This window comes from candidate division KSB1 bacterium (genome assembly GCA_034505495.1).
GTDB lineage: Bacteria > Zhuqueibacterota > Zhuqueibacteria > Residuimicrobiales > Krinioviventaceae > Fontimicrobium_A.
Genome location: JAPDQV010000050.1, coordinates 1 through 17,536, shown reverse-complemented (window position 1 = coordinate 17,536; position 17,536 = coordinate 1). Strand labels below are relative to the sequence as shown.

The window sequence follows — 17,536 nt, the reverse complement described above, 5'->3', positions numbered from 1 at the left end:
TTCGATTTTTTGGCGTAACACTTTTGGATCGGGAGAATCGGGGTAGTCCATTTCATTAGCGATATAGAGAATATGTGGTTTATCCCAATTTATACCGGATTTTTCATCTTTTGCGTTTTCCATATCTTACCTCCTGGTTAGTGTTGCGCCTCCTTATTCCTCATCGTCTTCCTCCCTCGGAGGAACTTCCTGTTCACCCGCGGCGGGCATGGGGCGGATCATCTGCTCGATAAAGGCGATTTCGTCAGCAGTCAGGCCGTATTTGGCATAGAGTTCTTCGTCGGTCCAGGGCTTGGAGAAATCCTGGATGGGGACAAAGGCGTATGATTCTTTTGTGATATGATGAGAATACATGAACTGAGCCACCAGAAATCGGAAAAACTTTGTTTTCATGTAGCTGATCAGGTTCTGAGCCTCTTGTTTTTTGGTGTAGGCCCCAATCACCAAATAGGTTTCTGTGCAGATTGTTCCCGGTGGTAAAATGTCTATTTTGGAGAAAACTCGCCTTTTTCCATCTGGCCCGGGGTTCCCAGCGTGGTCGTAACCTACATAGGACGTAATCACCTTCCACTTGTCAATTAATTCCACCCCTACGGTAATTTCGCCGCGCGGATAAGGTCCCTCGCCATTTTGCCAGCGCAAAATGAGATCCCCGGATTCTTTCGGACGGACAAATGTCCTTAAACCAAAGGGTTTACTTGCAGACACTTGTTCACTCATGGGCCGTTCCCGTTTGGCTAACACCTTTCGCACAATGGAGACCGCTTTGCCGTGGCGAATCAGTGTGGGGAATTCATCAAGTTTCCTAAGCGATGTCGTCTGTTCTCCCTGTTTGATATTGGTGATCTCGCAGGGTCCATGGTAATCCCGTTCCCACAAGAAGTAGCACACCCCACCGGCAATGTCCACGCCCGGGAACACCTCGCCAGCGTTTTCAAAATCCACGAGTTGATGAATCCGGTCATCATGGAGCATTTCTTCGCGAAAACTATCCAGTCCTTTACCTCCTGCAAACCAGCGGGAAGGAATAATCATCGTTAAATACCGAGGATTGAGTTTTTTTGCCTGATGCACGAACTTGTTATAAATCGGCGAGGCACTCCGCCCAAAGCCCCCATCACTGAGTTGATACGGCGGATTGCCGATGATCACATCGAATTTCATATTGAATATCTCCTCCGGTTGTTCGGTATGGATAAACTCATAAGCGTGGGTTTCCAGCTCCGGGCCACGGTCGTAGTTTCGCTCGCTTGCCCCGCAAAAAGTACAGCGACCATTTTCCCATGTATGTTCAACACGCCGGTAGCGAATGTTGCCTTCGGGTGAATTGAACGCAGTGCAGACCGAATACTTGCCGTTGGCGGTTTTGGAGCAGTAGAGCGAGCGGCGCGCCATCAGCCCGGTCAACTCGGTGATGGCGATGCCGAAGACTTGGCGGGTCATGATGTGGTTGATGCGTTCCTGCCGGTCAGGGATTTTGTCTTCCAATCCCTTATCGAGTCGCCGGGCGATTTCGCGCAAAAACACGCCCGATTTGCAACACGGGTCGAGAAAGCGCGCATTGGGGTCGCGCCACAGGTCAGGTGGTAAGAGGTCGAGCATCTGGTTGGCCACCTGCGGCGGAGTGAAAACCTCGTCACTGGAGAGGTTTGCCAGGCAAGAAAGCACGTCGGGGTTATAATTTCTGTCCGCGAAGGAACGCGAATGGACGCTAGGATAAGATATGGGTTGATTATCGGATTCGCATGCATTCGCGTTCATTGGCGGTTTCACTATTCTTTTCATTGGCGGATCCTAAAAATTATCATACGTTTGTATTGCTTTTAGAACGCAGCCGAGAGAAGTATCGCACAAACAAACTTTATCATCATTTGTGGCAAGAGGTCAGGCATTTGATTAGCCGCCCGCCAAAGCTCGTTTGGGTTTTAATTTCTTTCCGCTAATGCACGCGAATGAACGCGAATAAAAATTTTTCCAATTTTTAAATTCGTGTGCATTCGCGTTTATTAGCGGTTTCATTATTCATCTCCTTCGCGGCACATTGACCTTACCATGCGGTTCCATTCCAGCCTGGGCGCACCAAAGTTGAGCAGCACGCCGACGGGCTTTCCCGACGCCTTTAAATAATTCAGTAATTGTGCCTCTTCGACTGACGTCAATTGTTTGATCGCCATGATTTCTACCACGATCCGGTCAAAGCAGATAAAATCTGGAAAATACTCCTTGGTCAGCCTGTGACCCTTGTAAACAATCTCGACCGCCGGCTGTGCCGAAAAAGGGATTCCTCTCTCTTTGAATTCGATAGCCGGCGCCTCTTGATACACCCCTTTCAAGAAGCCGCTACCGAGCTCATCGGCTACTTCCATTGCCGCCCCGACAAGGGGCATATACTTCCTCTTTAAACAGCAATTCGCGTTCATTCGCGTTCATCAGCGTTTTCCTCTGCCTCATTTCGCTGATTCATGTCCATTCGCCGACTTAACTCCAAAAAGTGAACCGGCGGGTACTCTTTGATCGGTTCGGGGATGAATACTTCTTCCCCTTGATCCGAAAAGAGGGGCAGCTCCCGCATAGACGCATGGTGGACCAACTCGTGGAAAGCGAAATCCCGGCGTTTGAGCAGGCTGCCGTTGACCAGCGACCATTCGGAAAAGATAATCGGCTGCGGGTTTTCGCCGACCGTCTTGAGCGTCAGCGCATCGCCGTGGATAATGTTGCATTGAAGAATAAAGCGCACCGTTTCGCGGCAGGTGACCTTGGTTTTCTCGCCGAAAAGGGCCGTGTAGGCTGCATCAAAAGTATGGAAGAGGCGATCCCGGCATTCCGCGACATTATCGGACAGAATGTCAATGCCGTAGAGGGATGAGACGGCCGAAACGGCGTACCGCTCATAGTCGAGTTGACTTTTGCGGTAACGCTTTTCCACCACCCGGAGTTTGCGCCGCAGGATTTCAATCAAAAAGTTGCCCGTGCCGCAGGCGGGTTCGAGGAAACGCGAGTCGATCCGCTCGGTTTCCTGCTTGACAAGGTCCAGCATGGCATCGACGATGTGCTCGGGGGTGAGTACTTCGCCGTACTCGGCTACACGGTGTTTGGATTTTATTGTGGAAGCCATGGGAAAGATATGAGTTTGGCGATCAATTTAACGGCACGGCCGATGACGCCGTCCATGCGTGACTGTTTTCACTCATTCTTGCCGATTGATTCCAATCAAGTGATGCCTCTGCTGTATCAGGCGCCGATCAAGAGATCAGGCTTTATAAATCCTTCCTCAATCACGGTCGGTCGATACTCAACGTAGCACCTTTTTAAATCAACAGTGCTTGAAGATCGAATGCTCTATAAAAAGATATACGACAGGCGTACTATTGACGAGTCGAACACTATTGCTCAATTCTGCCCGAGAGGAACCATCTTTTCAAACATTAATGAAATTAAAATAATTTAGCAATTGCATTTTCCATGTATCAGTCCATTTTGTTTTTATCAATCCAAGTAAAGCCGATTGTTGGCACTTTTTTAAGTCTGCTCTGCAAATTATTTCTTTGCATCTCAATTAAGAATAATCGAGATGGAAGTAAGGTGCGGAAAGAATTGACGATCGGAATTCCCGATAATAATTAAAGCCTTTCGGCAGAAATTTCATGCTGCACCCCATTTAAAAGCTTCCTAGCCGTAAGTCCTTTTGCTTGTGTGAAATATTCGCCGACCAACGTCTAAATAAAATGCTTGCTGCTTTCAAACCTGTTGTCTATCTTTATGAGCATCGAAATTTGTGCACAAGATCGAGGAGGCAAAATGGGCAAAAAAGGTCTCGAAATACTTAGAGTCGATGTCGACAAGCTGGTCGGCATGCTCAATGAGGCGTTGAGCGAGGAGTGGCTGGCTTACTATCAATATTGGATCGGTGCGCGGGTGATGGAAGGGCCGATGCGCAGCGAAGTCGAGCCGGAGCTTTTGCTGCACGCGGATCAGGAACTCAACCATGCCGTACTGCTTGTCAACCGCATCATCCAGTTGGGCGGCACGCCGGTGCTGAATCCCGCCGACTGGATGAAGCTCTCCAAATGCGAGTACGAAGCGCCGACCGATCCCTATATCGAGGTTGTTTTGGAACAGAACCTGCGCGGCGAAAGGTGCGCCATACAGCGCTACAAGCAGATCGCCGATTTTACCAACGGCAAGGACCACACGACGCACCAGATGGCGACCACCATCCTCAACGAAGAGCTGGAGCACGAGCAGGACATAGAGGATTGGTTGAACGACATCGAACGGATGAAGGAAGATTTCCGCAAGCTGCGGCTGTAGCCGCCATGGGAGGGTTGGGATTACGTCCCTTAACTTTATAAATAAACTACGGCAAAGCAGGTCCGAGGCTCTGAGCGCCATCGACATTCGTCGTCCCAAAACGGCGCTCGAAGAAGTCTCCGATCTGCTTTCCTGGTTTTTCCTTCTAATGATGTTCTATATCACCGGTCGTTACTATCCGCGGTTGCCGTCGCGGATTCCCACTCATTTCGACAATCGCGGCCAAATCAACGGCTGGGGGAGCAAAGAAAGCGTCTGGCTGCTTCCGGCAACGGCTTTCGTTCTTTTTGTCCTCCTGTCTTTCGCGCACCGTTTCCCGAATTTGATGAACTTTCCCGTCCGCGTCACGCCCGAAAATGCACAGCGTCAGTATGATCTGGCGCGCACCTTTCTGCGGGTAATCAAAGCGTCCATGCTTTTTCTGTTCCTCCTGCTGCAATGGATGACCTTGTCTGCTGCTCTCGGTTTGCAAACCCTTTTAAACAAACCCGGTACTCTCATTGCTTTATCCTGCACATTGATCTTTTTGCCTGCCATGGTCTACTTTTATTCGGCTTTTCGCAATCGCTAAGCAAAAAGGTTGTCTTGTATTATAAAAATTCTAAATTCCTCTTTTGATCAAATCAATTGAAACGGAGGAATTATGAGCGCCTTAACGGCGGCGCGACTGCAGTTTGCCACTACCACGGTCTACCACTTTTTTTTCGTTCCGCTTACGCTCGGTCTGTCGATCCTGGTTGCCGCCATGGAGACAATGTATGTCAAAACGGGCGATGAAGCCTATAAGCGAATGACCAAATTTTGGGGCAGGCTTTTTCTCATCAATTTTGCCATGGGCGTGGTGACCGGCATTGTGCAGGAATTTCAGTTCGGCATGAACTGGTCGGAATATTCGCGCTTTGTCGGCGATATTTTCGGTGCCCCGCTGGCCGTCGAAGCTCTGCTGGCCTTTTTCCTCGAATCGACTTTTCTTGGAATTTGGGTCTTCGGTTGGAAGCGGCTTCCGAAGGTCCAGCATGCGGTGGTTATTTGGTTGGTCGCCTTGGGTACGAATCTTTCCGCCTTTTGGATCCTGGTGGCAAATTCTTTCATGCACGAGCCGGTCGGATTCGTCATCCGCAACGGCCGTGCCGAGATGACCGATTTTTGGGCGCTGGTCAAGAATCCGCATGTATGGGTGCAGTTTCCGCATGTCTTTTTTTCTGCATTGACGACCGCGGCCTTTTTCGTCATCGGTATTTCGGCATATCATCTTTGGAAAAAAAGTGCGGATGCGTCGGTTTGGCGGCGATCGATGAAAATCGGCATTGCGGCCGCCGTCATCGGCACAGTGGCGGTCGTGCTGAACGGACACACCCAGGCGCAGCACATGACGCGCGTGCAGCCCATGAAAATGGCCGCCGCCGAAGCGTTGTGGGAAGGGCAGGATCCGGCGCCTTTGTCTCTTTTCAGCCTGTTCGATGAAAAGAATCGCCGCGACATTTTTGCCGTCAAGATTCCGCGTCTGCTCAGCCTGTTGGCATTGAATCGGCTCTCCGGCAGAGTGGAGGGCGTCAATGATGTGCAAAAGCGCTATGAGGAGCTTTACGGTCCAGGCAATTATGTGCCGCCGGTTGCCGTTTGTTATTGGTCGTTTCGCATCATGGTCGGCGCCGGCCTGCTGATGGCCCTGGTTGCCGCGTATTTGGCGTTCGGCTGGATCCGCACCGATCTGAACTACCCGTCCAAAGCTCTGCGTCTGCTCGTGTGGGCCATCCCTTTACCCTATCTGGCCAACACCACCGGTTGGATATTGACCGAAGTGGGCAGACAACCGTGGACGGTTTTCGGAATCATGCGCGTCGAGGATGCCGTATCGCCCACCGTTTCCGCCGGCTGGGTCACCTTTTCGCTCATCCTCTTTGTCGTCGTCTACGGCGCTTTGATGGTCGTCGACGTCTATCTCCTGCGCAAATTTGCCGTCGCCGGTACCCATTTCAAACATCAGGAATAGGGAGGGAGCCATGGATCTGAATACCATTTGGTTCACGCTGATCGCCGTCCTTTTCTCCGGCTTCTTTTTCCTTGAAGGCTTTGATTACGGCGTCGGCGTTCTGCACCTCTTTTTAGCCAAGGATGACCGCAGCCGTCGCATGCTGATGAACAGCATCGGACCGTTTTGGGACGGCAACGAAGTATGGATTATCACCGCCGGCGGGGCGATGTTCGCCGCTTTCCCGCATTGGTACGCCACGTTGTTCAGCGGCTTTTATCCGGCGCTGGTGCTGCTTTTGTTGGCGTTGATTTTTCGCGGCGTAGCGTTCGAGTTTCGCAGCAAGGTCGAGGATACCCGCTGGCGAAAGTTTTGGGACGGCGCTTTCTTTTTCGGCAGCCTGCTGCCGGCGCTCCTGTGGGGAGTGGTTTTGGCCGACCTGATCTACGGCGTTCCGATCGACGACCGGATGAACTATGTCGGCGGCTTTTTCGATCTTTTGCCGCCCTTTGCTCTGCTCGGCGGCTTGACCAGTTTGGCGCTTTTCACCTTCAACGGTGCCCTCTTCCTGTCGCTGAAAACCGACGGGGAAATCCGCAAAAAAGCCGAAAGCAGCGCTCTTTACCTCTGGATCGCGGCGCTGCTGTTTTTCGTCCTATTTAATACTGCGGGTTACTTGGTCACGGATCTTTTCAAGCGCCCAACCTCTGCGCCTCTCTTCACGGCCGCAGCCGGCTTGGCGGCTCTGTCGGCGGCAGGTCTGTTGCTGCTCAAAAAGCGGACGGGTTTTGCCTTTGCCTTGAACGGTATTGCCGTCGTCGCCTTTGTATTGACGGTTTTTCTGGGCCTTTATCCGCGCGTCATGGTCTCCAGTCTAAATGCCGAGTGGAGCCTGACCGCTTACACGGCATCTTCTACCCCCTATACCCTCAAAGTGATGAGCGTTGTGGCGCTCATTTTTTTGCCGATCGTGCTCGCTTATCAGGCTTGGAATTTTTGGGTCTTTCGCAAGCGCATCGAACATGCCGACGAGCTGGAGTATTGAAGGGTGCCGCAAGCTGAGGTTCAAGATGCCGCCACGTCTGCCGATGGATGGATAAATCCGGCAGGCTATGAATCTCGATAAGCGATTGCTCGCCTATTTTTTTGCGCAGCGCCGCCTGCTTGCCGCCTCATTGACCCTGTTTGTTGTCAGCGGCCTGGCGGTGATCCTGCAGGCCGAAACGCTCAGCTTTGCCGTCGACGGCCTGTTTCTCGGCGGCAAAACTTGGACGCAAATTCGGCCGCTGCTTACGACTTTTGCAATCGCCGCCCTAGTCCGGTGGTTGAGTCTATGGGGAGGACGCTCCTCGGCGGCCGCTTTGGCCGCCGACATCAAACGTAAGCTGCATCGCCGGCTTGTTGACCATCTGGTGCGGCTGGGACCCCTCTTTGTACGCACTCAACAGGTCGGAGAGCTCAAGAATACGCTGATCGAAGGCATCGAAAAGCTGGATGCCTATTTCAGCGAGTATCTCCCGCAGCTGTTTTTGGCCGCTCTATTGCCGCTGCTCATTCTTGTCTTTGTGTTTCCTCTCGATCGGCTTTCGGCGTTGATTCTCCTCGCTACCGCGCCGCTCATTCCGTTTTTTATGATCCTGATCGGCGATGTCGCGCAGGGGATGACGCGTCGGCAGTGGCGACTCTTGAGCCGCCTCAACGCCTTTTTTGCCGAGACCCTGCAGGGCATTCTCACGATCAAACTTTTTCGCGCCGGTGACTTTGCGGCCAAGATTCGCCGCGTCACCGAATCGTACCGGCACATCACCCTGCGGGTCATGCGCGTCGCGTTTCTCTCGGCTTTGGCGCTGGAACTGCTTTCGATGCTCGGTATCGCCCTCATCGCCGTGCAGATCGGTCTGCGGCTTTTGTACGATCGCATCTCTTTTGTTCAGGCTTTTTTTATTCTAATCGTGGCGCCGGAGTTCTATCAACCCCTGCGCCAATTGGGAGTCCGCTTCCACGCCGGCATGGAAGGGTTTACGGCGGCGCAGCGCATCTTTCAACTGTTGGAGGTCCCGCCGTTCGTCCTTTCGGGTCGGTGCACAAAAGTCGAACCGTTGCGGTCACTGCGCTTCGAAGACGTTTCCTTTGCTTATTCTGAGGGCGCTATACCGGCTGTTCAGGAACTTTCTTTTGAAATTACGGCCGGTGAGCGCGTGGCGCTTGTCGGCCCGAGCGGCGCGGGAAAAAGCACCGTTTTTGCTCTGCTTTTGCGCTTTGCCGAACCTGACTCTGGGGTCATTCGAATTAACGAGACGCCGCTAAATGAGATCGATGTCGAGGCTTGGCGCCGGCAAATCGCCTGGTTGCCGCAGCAGCCCTTTCTGTTTCACGCCTCCGTCGCCGAAAATATCCGCGTGGCCAAAATGGATGCCGATCAATCTGAAATCGAAGAAGCGGCTAAAAAAGCCGGCCTTCACGCCGTTCTACAGGGCCTGCCGCACGGCTATGCGACGCCGGTCGGCGAAGGCGGCTGCCGGTTGAGCGGAGGGCAGGCGCGGCGCGTGGCGTTGGCGAGGGCCTTTCTCAGGCAGGCGCCGCTTGTTTTATTGGATGAACCTACAGGTTTTTTGGACCGCGAGAGCGAAGCGGTCATCCGTTTGGTTCTATCCGAACTCGAGCCGACGGTGCTGATCATCGCGCATCACCTGCAGACCGCCGCAGCGTGTGATCGGATCCTCTTTATCGAAAACGGCAAGGTGGTGGAAAGCGGTTCGCATGACGAGCTTTTGCGGCGCGGCGGACGATACGCCGCGTTTTTGCAGACGGAGGCGGCGGCATGAGGGAGCGTCTGGCTTTTCTTTTCCGCCTGCTGCGGCCTTATCGTTCGATCATGGCGCTTGCCGTTTTCTTGAGTTTCGCCGCAATCGGCAGCGGCATGGGCTTGATGATGACTTCGGCCTATCTCATTGCCCGCGCAGCTCTGCATCCCTCGGTGGCCGAGCTGCAGACGGCCGTGGTTGGCGTGCGCTTTTTCGGCATCAGTCGGGCGGTGCTGCGCTATTTGGAACGACTGCTCTCCCACAACGTCGCTCTGCGCTTATTGGCGCAGTTCCGCCTGTGGTTTTTCCAAGCCGTCGAACCGCTTGCACCCGGCCGCACAGCCGAATGGCGAAGCGGCGATCTCCTCTCCCGCTCAGTCGGCGACGTCGAAGCGCTGCAGAATTTTTATGTCCGCCTTTTGGCGCCGCCGATTGTCGCGGCGCTCGTCTCTTTGCTGACCGCCGGAATCATTGCCGTTGTTTCGGTTCAGGCGGCAACGGGCGTCTTTGCGGCGATGACCCTCGCCATGACGCTGATCCCGTGGCTGACGTTACGATCCTTGCGCGGCATCGGCGCACGCCTCAGAGAGCTGGAAGCGCAGCTCGCCGTCACGGCGCTGGACGGCCTCCAGGGCCTCTCGGATCTGCTGCTCTTTGGCCGCGCAGACGATCACTTTGCCCGGCTCGGCAGCTTTTATGACGATTTGGTTCGGTTGAAGCAAAAACAGAAATCCAGTTTGGCGCTGCACGAGACTATGATCGGCCTGTTGATGAGCCTTGCGGTGCTCGTCTTGTTTTCGACGGTCGGGCCGTTGGTCAACGCCGGCGAAACAAGCGGTGTCACTCTGGCGGTCCTGATTCTTGCCGTTCTCGCCGCTTTTGAAGCAATTACGCCGCTGCCGCTTGCCGCTCTGCACCTGAAGGAAATCGACCGTGCCGCGGAGCGTTTGCTGAGGATCATCCAAGCCCCGACTCCGTACGATCCGCCCGACGCGCCCGCGCCTATCGATTTTTCGCTGTCTTTCGAACAGGTAACGTTCCGCTATGCGCCTGACCAGCCGGCGGTGTTGACCGATTTTTCCCTGCAGGTGCCGCAGGGCGATCGTCTCGTCATTCTCGGCGCCAACGGCGCAGGCAAGTCCACACTGATCCATCTCCTTCATCGCTTCTATGAGGTTGAAGCGGGGAAGATTCGGCTGGGCGGGGTGCCGATCGAGCGCTTTTCGCAGCGGCAGCTTTCGGAGTGGATGGCCGTATCGCCGCAGCAAGTCTTTTTGTTCAGCGGCACGATTCGCGAAAATCTGCTGATTGCCAAGCCGACGGCGAGCGAGGAAGAGATGGACCGAGTTTGTGAGGCGGCGCAGTTGGCGCCGTGGATCGCCGCTCTGCCGCACGGCTACGAGACCGCCGTCGGTGAAGGCGGACTACTGGTGTCCGGCGGCGAACGGCGGCGGTTGGCCGTAGCCCGCGCACTGCTCAAAGAGGCGCCGATCCTCATTTTCGATGAACCGACAGCTGATGTCGATGTCGAGACGGAAGCTGCGCTCTGGCATACTTTTGCCTCCTTACCGCCGGACAAAACCGTCATCATCATGACCCACCGTCTTCCGAGCTGGGTGCGAAATTACTTTCGCGTTTTCACCATGCCGGAGCCGATCTTTTCTTCGCGCGATGTTGTGTGACTTGGATGTTTTTCGATGGTTTTCTATATTGGAGCAAGAAGCGCAGTCAACAGAAAGAGGTCAATATGTCGATGTTAAAAACAGCGGTTATTTTTTTAAGCCTTTCGGCGGCTTTGCCGGCCGCGGTGGTGACGTTCAGCGCCGTCAATCCCGTCACTTACGAACAGGTAACGCTCGACAGCGTCCGCGTCGAAAATTTGACCTCCGGCCGCGATACAACGCTCGTCGGCGTGACCGCATTCAATGTGGATACATGGACGAACGTCTTTTCGCCGGAAGGGGTGCCGACTCGATTTGCCCTGCTGCCCAACTACCCCAACGGCTTTGAAAAAAGCACCGTGATTACCGTGCTGCATCCCGAAGAAGGTTGGGTAACCTTTCGATTGTACAATGTCTTGGGACAGCAGGTCATGAGCGGTCATCAGGCCGTACTGCCGGGCGGCAACCGCTTTCAGCTCGAGGCCGAGTGTTTGCCCCGCGGCGTCTATTTCCTTGCGGTAGAATCTGCCAAAGAAAGACAGACCATCAAGATGCTCAAGACCGGACCGGCTATGGGCGGGGCTGTTACTTTAAGCCGCATCGGCGGAGGCGAGGCCGTTATGCCGCTGCGCAAGACGGCAGCGGACCAATATCGTTTTACCGCTTTTGCCAAAGGTTACGTCAGCACGACTGTTGAGCGGACCATAATCGGCGATACATTCATCCAATTTTCCATGCTGCCGCCGCAGCCGCCGGCCGATTTCACCTCGAATTGGCACGGCTTCAATCTGCTCGGCTTTTTTACGTATGAGTGGAGTAATGACGGTTACTACGAGTCCGATTTCCAAATGATTTCCGAGTTCGGCTTTAATTTCGTCCGTCTGCCGATCGATTATCGCATCTATACCAAAACCGGCGACTGGAACTCGTTCATTGAAGCCAAGCTGCAGCAGATCGATCGGGCTGTCCAATGGGGTCAAAAGTACGGCATTCATGTGTGCATCAATCTGCATCGGGCGCCGGGCTATTGCGTCAACCCGCCTTCGACGCCGCTGCCGGCCAATCAAAACGTCAGCCTCTGGACCAACGCATCAGCCCAGCAGGCGTTTGCGGCGCATTGGCGCATGTTTGCCGAGCGCTACCGCAACGTGCCGCGCGAGGCGTTGAGCTTTAATCTGGTCAACGAACCTGGCAACGTCTCTGCAGCGGATTACGTCAAGGCCGTGGCGCCGGCCATCGAGGCGATCCGCGCCGTTTCGCCCGACCGCATCATCATCTCGGATGCCGTGGATTACGGCAACGCCCGCACCGATCCTATCCTAGCCTATAACGTGGTGATGTCGCCGCACTTTTACAACCCAATGCAGATTACCCATTACAAAGCGGAATGGATCAGCGGTGCGGATTCGTGGCCTGTGCCCACTTGGCCGCCGACGTTGGTCTCCAACTATTTCTACGGCTTTGGCAAATCGCCGTGGAACACACCCTTGGTTATTAGAGGCACATTTCCGGCCGGCACGGTCGTAACGATCCATGTACTGCAGGTTTCCTACAAAGCAGATTTTCGCGCTTATCTCGGCAAAGAACAGGTCTATCAAAAGGTTTTTCAACCGGGTCCCGGTACCGGAGAGTGGAAAGAGGTTATCTATCGGCCGGAGTGGAACGTCTATCAGAATATTTACGATCGCGATTATTCGTTTACGCTGCCGAAAAGCAGTGAAGAAATTTCTTTTCGTGTTTTGGACGGCGATTGGATGACGTGGACCGAGCTGCGCTTCGAGCCGCCTGCGGGCTCTGACGCGGCGGAGGCAATCATCCAGCCCGGCATCGCCGACTGGGGTGTGCCGCAGGCGACGTTTCGCCTGGAGAACGACGGCTCGCTGCTGCTGGTCAGCGCTCCCAAAGGCTTTGAAGACAGGTACAAGCTGAACGGTTTCCTTCAGCAGTGGGTTGATCTTAAGAAAAGCGGCGTGCCCGTGCATGTGGGCGAATGGGGCGTCTACAACAAAACGCCGCACAACGTGACGTTGGCCTTTATGGAGAACCGCTTGCTGGCCATGAAATGGGCCGGACTGGGTTGGGCTTTGTGGGAATTTCGCGGCAGCTTCGGCATTCTCGACAGCGGCCGCAAAGATGTAAAATACGAAGACTATCGCGGCCACAAACTCGATCGAAAGATGCTGGAGTTGCTGCAGCGCTATAAATAGCCGAGGAATACTTTAAACTGCAGGCTTACGGCGGTTGTACAAAAACGCTTTACGTTATCAAATCGCCGCCGTAAAGATGATCGGCGTTCAAAAATCCGCTTGCGTTTTGCAGGCGGATTTTTAATTTTCAATAGTTGTCGATCGAATCGACAGCCGGGGGAATTCCAAGGGGGAATCACCTCAGACATTATTCTCACCCATTCAAAAGGAGGGCTGGACCATGCGGTCTGGAAGACTGCTCTGTTGTCTCGGACTGTTTTTTCTTGCCTCACGGCTCGAAGCGGATCCGCCGAACGTGTGGATCAACGAGTTCCATTACGACAACACCGGCAGCGATGTCGGCGAATTCGTCGAAGTCGCGGCACCGTCCTCTTTCGGCGAATTGAGCGCCGTAACCCTGACGTTCTATAACGGCGGCGACGGCAAAAAGTACGCTTCGAGCAAGCTGAGCTCTTTCAGCGTTGGGACTACCCAAGACGGTTTTACATTTTACTATCTGGATAGGTCAGGGATTCAAAACGGCGACCCGGACGGTCTGTGCCTGGATTACAACGGCACGGTGCTTCAATTCATCAGCTACGAGGGCGATTTCGTAGCCGCCGACGGCCCTGCTGCCGGGCGGATCAGCGTCGACATCGGCGTGGCGGAGAATGAAAGCACGCCGGTCGGCTTTTCGCTGCAGCTCAAGGGGAACGGTACACAGTACAACCACTTTGCCTGGGCGGGGCCGATCGCGGCCACCAAAGGCGCCCCCAACACTGATCAGGCCTTGCCGGTCGCCCTGACCAGCTTTACCGGACGTTACGACCAAGGCGTGATTTGTCTGACATGGAGAGTCGAAACCGAAACCGACAACCTCGGTTTTATCCTCGACCGAAGGGTGAACGACGGCGCCTGGGAGCGGCGCGCCTCTTTCGAGACACATCCGGAATTGCGCGGACGCGGCACGACCGGCCGCGCCCACACCTACACCTTTGTCGATGACCGAGTCGAAGCCGGTTTCCGCTACGAGTATAGCCTGCAGGACTGTCGGGCAGACGGGACCATGGGCGCCAAAGTGCTGCTCTCCGTCACCGCCATTGCAGAAACTTCGACGACGCCTGCCGAGTTCTGCCTCGAACAAAACTACCCCAATCCGTTCAACCCGACGACGACCTTTGCATTTACCCTGCCTGAACGGCTCTATTGCCGCCTGACGGTTTTTCATTTGACCGGTGCTCTCTGCCGCGTCCTGCTGGAGGGCGAATTGGAGGCCGGTCGGCACACTGTCTCATGGTATGCAGACGATTTACCGGCCGGTGTTTATTTTTACGAACTCTTTGCCGGCGGGCGGGTTGACGTAAAAACTGCCGTTCTGCTGAAATAATTCACCTGTAGGTCGGGGCGGCGGTAACCACGTCTCTCCACCGTCGCCCCAATTCTGCTTGATCCTCATAGGAAAAAGCCTTACTTTGCGCAAGAAACTATTTGAAAGGCCCGATCATGTCTTCAAGGCGGCAAAAGCTGCGCAAAGCATTGATCCTGACTTTTCTTTTTCTCCCTATGTTTTTTAATTTATCGCCCCTCTTTGCCTTATTTGCCGCCTCGCAGGGCATCGTCAACGTTAGCCTGATTTGTTTTGCTCTTTTGTTTTTGAGCTCTCTGGTTCTAAAGCCTGCTTTCTACGGCTTTGTTTGCACGGCCTGCGCCTACAGGCCATCGCCGAAAACTGGACGCAATGTAGCCGATGTACCGAACAATGGCCCATGCACCTGCTCGTTAAAAACATAATCCTGGCGAATAAAATGGAAAATTCGGAGCGGATCCTCTGCGGCAGCTGTGTAGCCGCCTATCGAAAAAAGCGGTTAACTTTGATTGTATTTGTTAATAGAGGTTAATATGCTTCGGCGTGAATTTCTTAAAACAGCGGCGGCAGGCTCGGCAAGCCTGTTGCTTTCGCCCGGCTTGTTAGGCAAAGAAACTTTGAACGGCCTGGGCCCCATTCGACTCGGCAAGACCGGCATCCAAACGAGCTTTCTTTCCTTCGGCACCGGCACACACGGCAGTAACCGCGAGTCGAAGCAGACCCGCTTGGGCATGACGGCTTTTGTCGATCTGGCGCAGCACGCTTTTGACTCCGGGGTTCGTTTCTTTGACGCCGCCGATTCGTACGGTTCGCATCCTTTTCTCAAGGAAGCCTTTCGCCATATTCCGCGGGAAAAAGTGACGATCATGACCAAACTTTGGAACCGCCCCAGCGACTGGGCCAACTTTACCACCGCTCAAGACGCCGTCGATCGGTTCCGCAAAGAGCTGGGTGTGGACATGATCGACATCGTGCTGATGCACTGCATGGTCGAGCCGGATTGGACAGAGCTGTATCGCATGGTGATGGACGATCTGTCCAAACTGAAGGCCAAAGGCGTCATACGCGCCTGCGGCGCTTCTTTTCATTCCATCTGGGCGCTCAAAGCGGGCGTCGAATCGGATTGGCCGGATGTACTGCTGGCGCGCATCAACAACACCGGCACGCTGATGGATTACGAGCCCGAAACCGTGGTAAAGCTGCTGAAGGAGGCGCGGCGACAGGGCAAAGGGGTGATCGGTATGAAGATTTTCGGCGGCGGCAAGACGACCGCCGAAGAACAGCGGGAAAGCTCGCTGCAGTTCGTCATCAATAGCGGCGCCGTCGACATGATGACCATCGGCTTCGGCTCGCAGCCTGAATTCGACGACACCGTCCGCCGCATCCAAAGAATCCGACAAGGCTGAAGGCGACGCTGCCGCCATGACCGATTCTTTGACACCGGAACGACGACGCTGGAACATGAGCCGCGTGCGCTCCGGCGACACCAAGCCCGAGTTCCTCCTTCGCTCGCTGCTGCATCGCGCCGGCGTGCGTTTTCGACTGCACCGGCATGATCTACCCGGCAAACCCGATCTGGTGCTGCCTCGTCATCGGCTGGCGATTTTCGTGCACGGCTGTTTTTGGCACCGTCATCCGGGGTGCCGCCGGGCTTCCACGCCTTCCAGCAACCGGGAGCGCTGGCTGGCCAAATTCGCCAAAAACCAACAACGCGACGCGCAGGTGCGCGAAGCGCTCGAAGCCGCCGGCTGGCGCGTCCATGTGGTTTGGGAATGCGAACTGATGCGCTCGCCGCAGTCCGTTGCCGAAACCATTCTCGACCTCGTTGCCGCCCCCAAGCCGTACGCCTTGCCGGGAAGACGCGAGCTGCTGAAAGTCGCCGAAGCCAAATTTCGCGAAAAATTCGATGCCTTGGAAAATTAAAAATGAGGATGAACATGTCAAAGTTCTTTGTCCATTCGGTCTATTTCTGGCTGCGCCGCGACCTGACGCCGGAACAGATCCGTGCTTTTGAAGAAGGCCTCCAATCGTTGCTGAACATCGAAACGGTCAAGCAGGCGTTCATCGGCAAGCCGGCAGCGACCGATCGACCGATCATCGACCGCACCTATGACTATGGCCTGATCGTCGTCTTTGACGATGCCGAAGGCCACGAGCGTTACCAGTATCATCCGGTGCACGATCGTTTCCGCGAGACTTTTTCCGGCTATTGGCTGAAAGTGACGATCTATGATCTGATTTAAGTGGACTTTTGATGCGTTGCCTGTGCATTCAGACTTTGGCGCTTGCCCTGCTTTTAGCGACCGGTTTTACGGCTCAAAAAAGGGACGAACAGAACGGTTCGCCGGCCGATGCCGAATGGCGGCCGTTGTTCGACGGCGAAACGCTGAACGGTTGGAGGGGGGTGAACCGCCCGACGCCGCCGGATGCCTGGCAGGTGATCGACGGCGTGCTCGTATGTCGCCCGGAAGGTCATGCAGCCAAAGAGGCCGGCGATCTCTTGTCGATCGAGCAGTTCGGCAACTTTGAGCTGGCCTTTGAGTGGAGAATGACGCCGCGCGGCGGCAACAGCGGCGTCAAGTATTTTGTCGTCGAAGCGTTGTCGAGCGGCAGTGCCGGTATAGGCCTCGAGTATCAGCTCCTGCAGGGCATCCAGGCGGCAATCGTCGGTGAAAAACATCGCACCGCAGCTCTCTATGATTTGCTCGAAGCCAAGAATTCTGAACCCAAACCGCTCGGGGAATGGAACTCTTCGCGTATCATTGCACAGGGACGGTATGTCGAGCATTGGCTGAACGGGGTAAAAGTATTGGAATTCGAGCGCGGCAGCGACGAATTCCGCCGTCGTGTGGCCGAGAGCAAATTCAAAGATTATAGGTTATTTGGAGAGGCGGAAAAAGGGCACATATTATTACAAGACCACGGCGGCACGGTCATGTTTCGCAATCTCAAGATTCGCACGTTTTGAACTCGTCATAAAACCGGGATGGAATCGGACGAGTCTCTTGAAACTATCGGGCAAGCCAGTCGCTTTCTGAGAACAGCTGCCGCCTGATTGATTCAGACCGCTGTTGCGGAGTCATTTTCAGGAGATATTTATGAATTTAAATGTAAGAAATCCAAGCGTTATTTATAGTTGTTCGGGATAAAAATAATCAATCAATTTTTCAATAGGGGTCAAACCGTTAAGAGAAGCATGCGGTTTGACCGTGTTGTAATAATTCACAAATCGGATC

General features: G+C 54.4%; 15 protein-coding genes. 12 read left to right on the top strand and 3 right to left on the bottom strand.

All coding sequences use genetic code 11. The features are described from left to right. Positions 1-153 precede the first annotated feature (153 nt). From ONB24_14090 to ONB24_14080, 3 genes are all read right to left on the bottom strand, one after another. Positions 154-1,785, bottom strand: coding sequence for an Eco57I restriction-modification methylase domain-containing protein (locus ONB24_14090; GenBank protein ID MDZ7317245.1), 1,632 nt, complete (start codon positions 1,783-1,785; stop codon positions 154-156). 233 nt (positions 1,786-2,018) lie between these two features. Then, entirely contained in the window at positions 2,019-2,366 is a 348-nt protein-coding gene (locus ONB24_14085; GenBank protein ID MDZ7317244.1) for a GxxExxY protein, read from the bottom strand. Between the two features lie 50 nt (positions 2,367-2,416). Then, positions 2,417-3,115, bottom strand: coding sequence for an N-6 DNA methylase (locus ONB24_14080; protein ID MDZ7317243.1), 699 nt, complete (start codon positions 3,113-3,115; stop codon positions 2,417-2,419). A 683-nt stretch (positions 3,116-3,798) separates the two neighbouring features. Between ONB24_14080 and ONB24_14075 the strand changes: the two genes are divergently transcribed. The 12 genes from ONB24_14075 (at position 3,799) to ONB24_14020 (ending at position 17,268) form a co-directional block, all read left to right on the top strand. After that, the gene (locus ONB24_14075; protein ID MDZ7317242.1) at positions 3,799-4,311 is read left to right on the top strand and encodes a ferritin-like domain-containing protein; all 513 of its coding nucleotides are present in this window, start codon (positions 3,799-3,801) and stop codon (positions 4,309-4,311) included. A gap of 148 nt (positions 4,312-4,459) precedes the next feature. Then, positions 4,460-4,882, top strand: coding sequence for a DUF1648 domain-containing protein (locus ONB24_14070; GenBank protein ID MDZ7317241.1), 423 nt, complete (start codon positions 4,460-4,462; stop codon positions 4,880-4,882). A gap of 72 nt (positions 4,883-4,954) precedes the next feature. Next, positions 4,955-6,304 (top strand): cytochrome ubiquinol oxidase subunit I, encoded by a 1,350-nt coding sequence (locus ONB24_14065; protein ID MDZ7317240.1) that lies wholly within the window; start codon positions 4,955-4,957, stop codon positions 6,302-6,304. A 10-nt stretch (positions 6,305-6,314) separates the two neighbouring features. Beyond that, positions 6,315-7,328 carry a cytochrome d ubiquinol oxidase subunit II gene (cydB, locus tag ONB24_14060; GenBank protein ID MDZ7317239.1) on the top strand — a complete coding sequence of 338 codons (1,014 nt, stop codon included), beginning with the start codon at positions 6,315-6,317 and terminating at the stop codon, positions 7,326-7,328. Positions 7,329-7,395: 67 nt separating this feature from the next. Further along, positions 7,396-9,108 (top strand): thiol reductant ABC exporter subunit CydD, encoded by a 1,713-nt coding sequence (gene cydD / locus ONB24_14055; GenBank protein MDZ7317238.1) that lies wholly within the window; start codon positions 7,396-7,398, stop codon positions 9,106-9,108. Beyond that, on the top strand, positions 9,105-10,769 hold the full coding sequence (gene cydC, locus ONB24_14050) for a thiol reductant ABC exporter subunit CydC (GenBank protein MDZ7317237.1): 1,665 nt from the start codon (positions 9,105-9,107) through the stop codon (positions 10,767-10,769). The genes cydD and cydC overlap by 4 nt, the downstream gene beginning before the upstream one ends. Before the next feature lie 65 nt (positions 10,770-10,834). Next, positions 10,835-12,955, top strand: coding sequence for a cellulase family glycosylhydrolase (locus ONB24_14045; GenBank protein ID MDZ7317236.1), 2,121 nt, complete (start codon positions 10,835-10,837; stop codon positions 12,953-12,955). Positions 12,956-13,175: 220 nt separating this feature from the next. Beyond that, positions 13,176-14,321 carry a hypothetical protein gene (locus ONB24_14040; GenBank protein ID MDZ7317235.1) on the top strand — a complete coding sequence of 382 codons (1,146 nt, stop codon included), beginning with the start codon at positions 13,176-13,178 and terminating at the stop codon, positions 14,319-14,321. Positions 14,322-14,833: 512 nt separating this feature from the next. Then, positions 14,834-15,706: an aldo/keto reductase gene (locus ONB24_14035; protein ID MDZ7317234.1), complete on the top strand. Its 873-nt coding sequence runs from the start codon at positions 14,834-14,836 to the stop codon at positions 15,704-15,706. Positions 15,707-15,722: 16 nt separating this feature from the next. After that, a complete protein-coding gene (locus tag ONB24_14030; GenBank protein ID MDZ7317233.1) occupies positions 15,723-16,223 on the top strand; it encodes a very short patch repair endonuclease in 501 nt (166 codons plus the stop codon). A 14-nt stretch (positions 16,224-16,237) separates the two neighbouring features. Next, the gene (locus tag ONB24_14025; GenBank protein ID MDZ7317232.1) at positions 16,238-16,543 is read left to right on the top strand and encodes a Dabb family protein; all 306 of its coding nucleotides are present in this window, start codon (positions 16,238-16,240) and stop codon (positions 16,541-16,543) included. Between the two features lie 11 nt (positions 16,544-16,554). After that, the gene (locus ONB24_14020; protein ID MDZ7317231.1) at positions 16,555-17,268 is read left to right on the top strand and encodes a DUF1080 domain-containing protein; all 714 of its coding nucleotides are present in this window, start codon (positions 16,555-16,557) and stop codon (positions 17,266-17,268) included. Positions 17,269-17,536 lie beyond the last annotated feature (268 nt).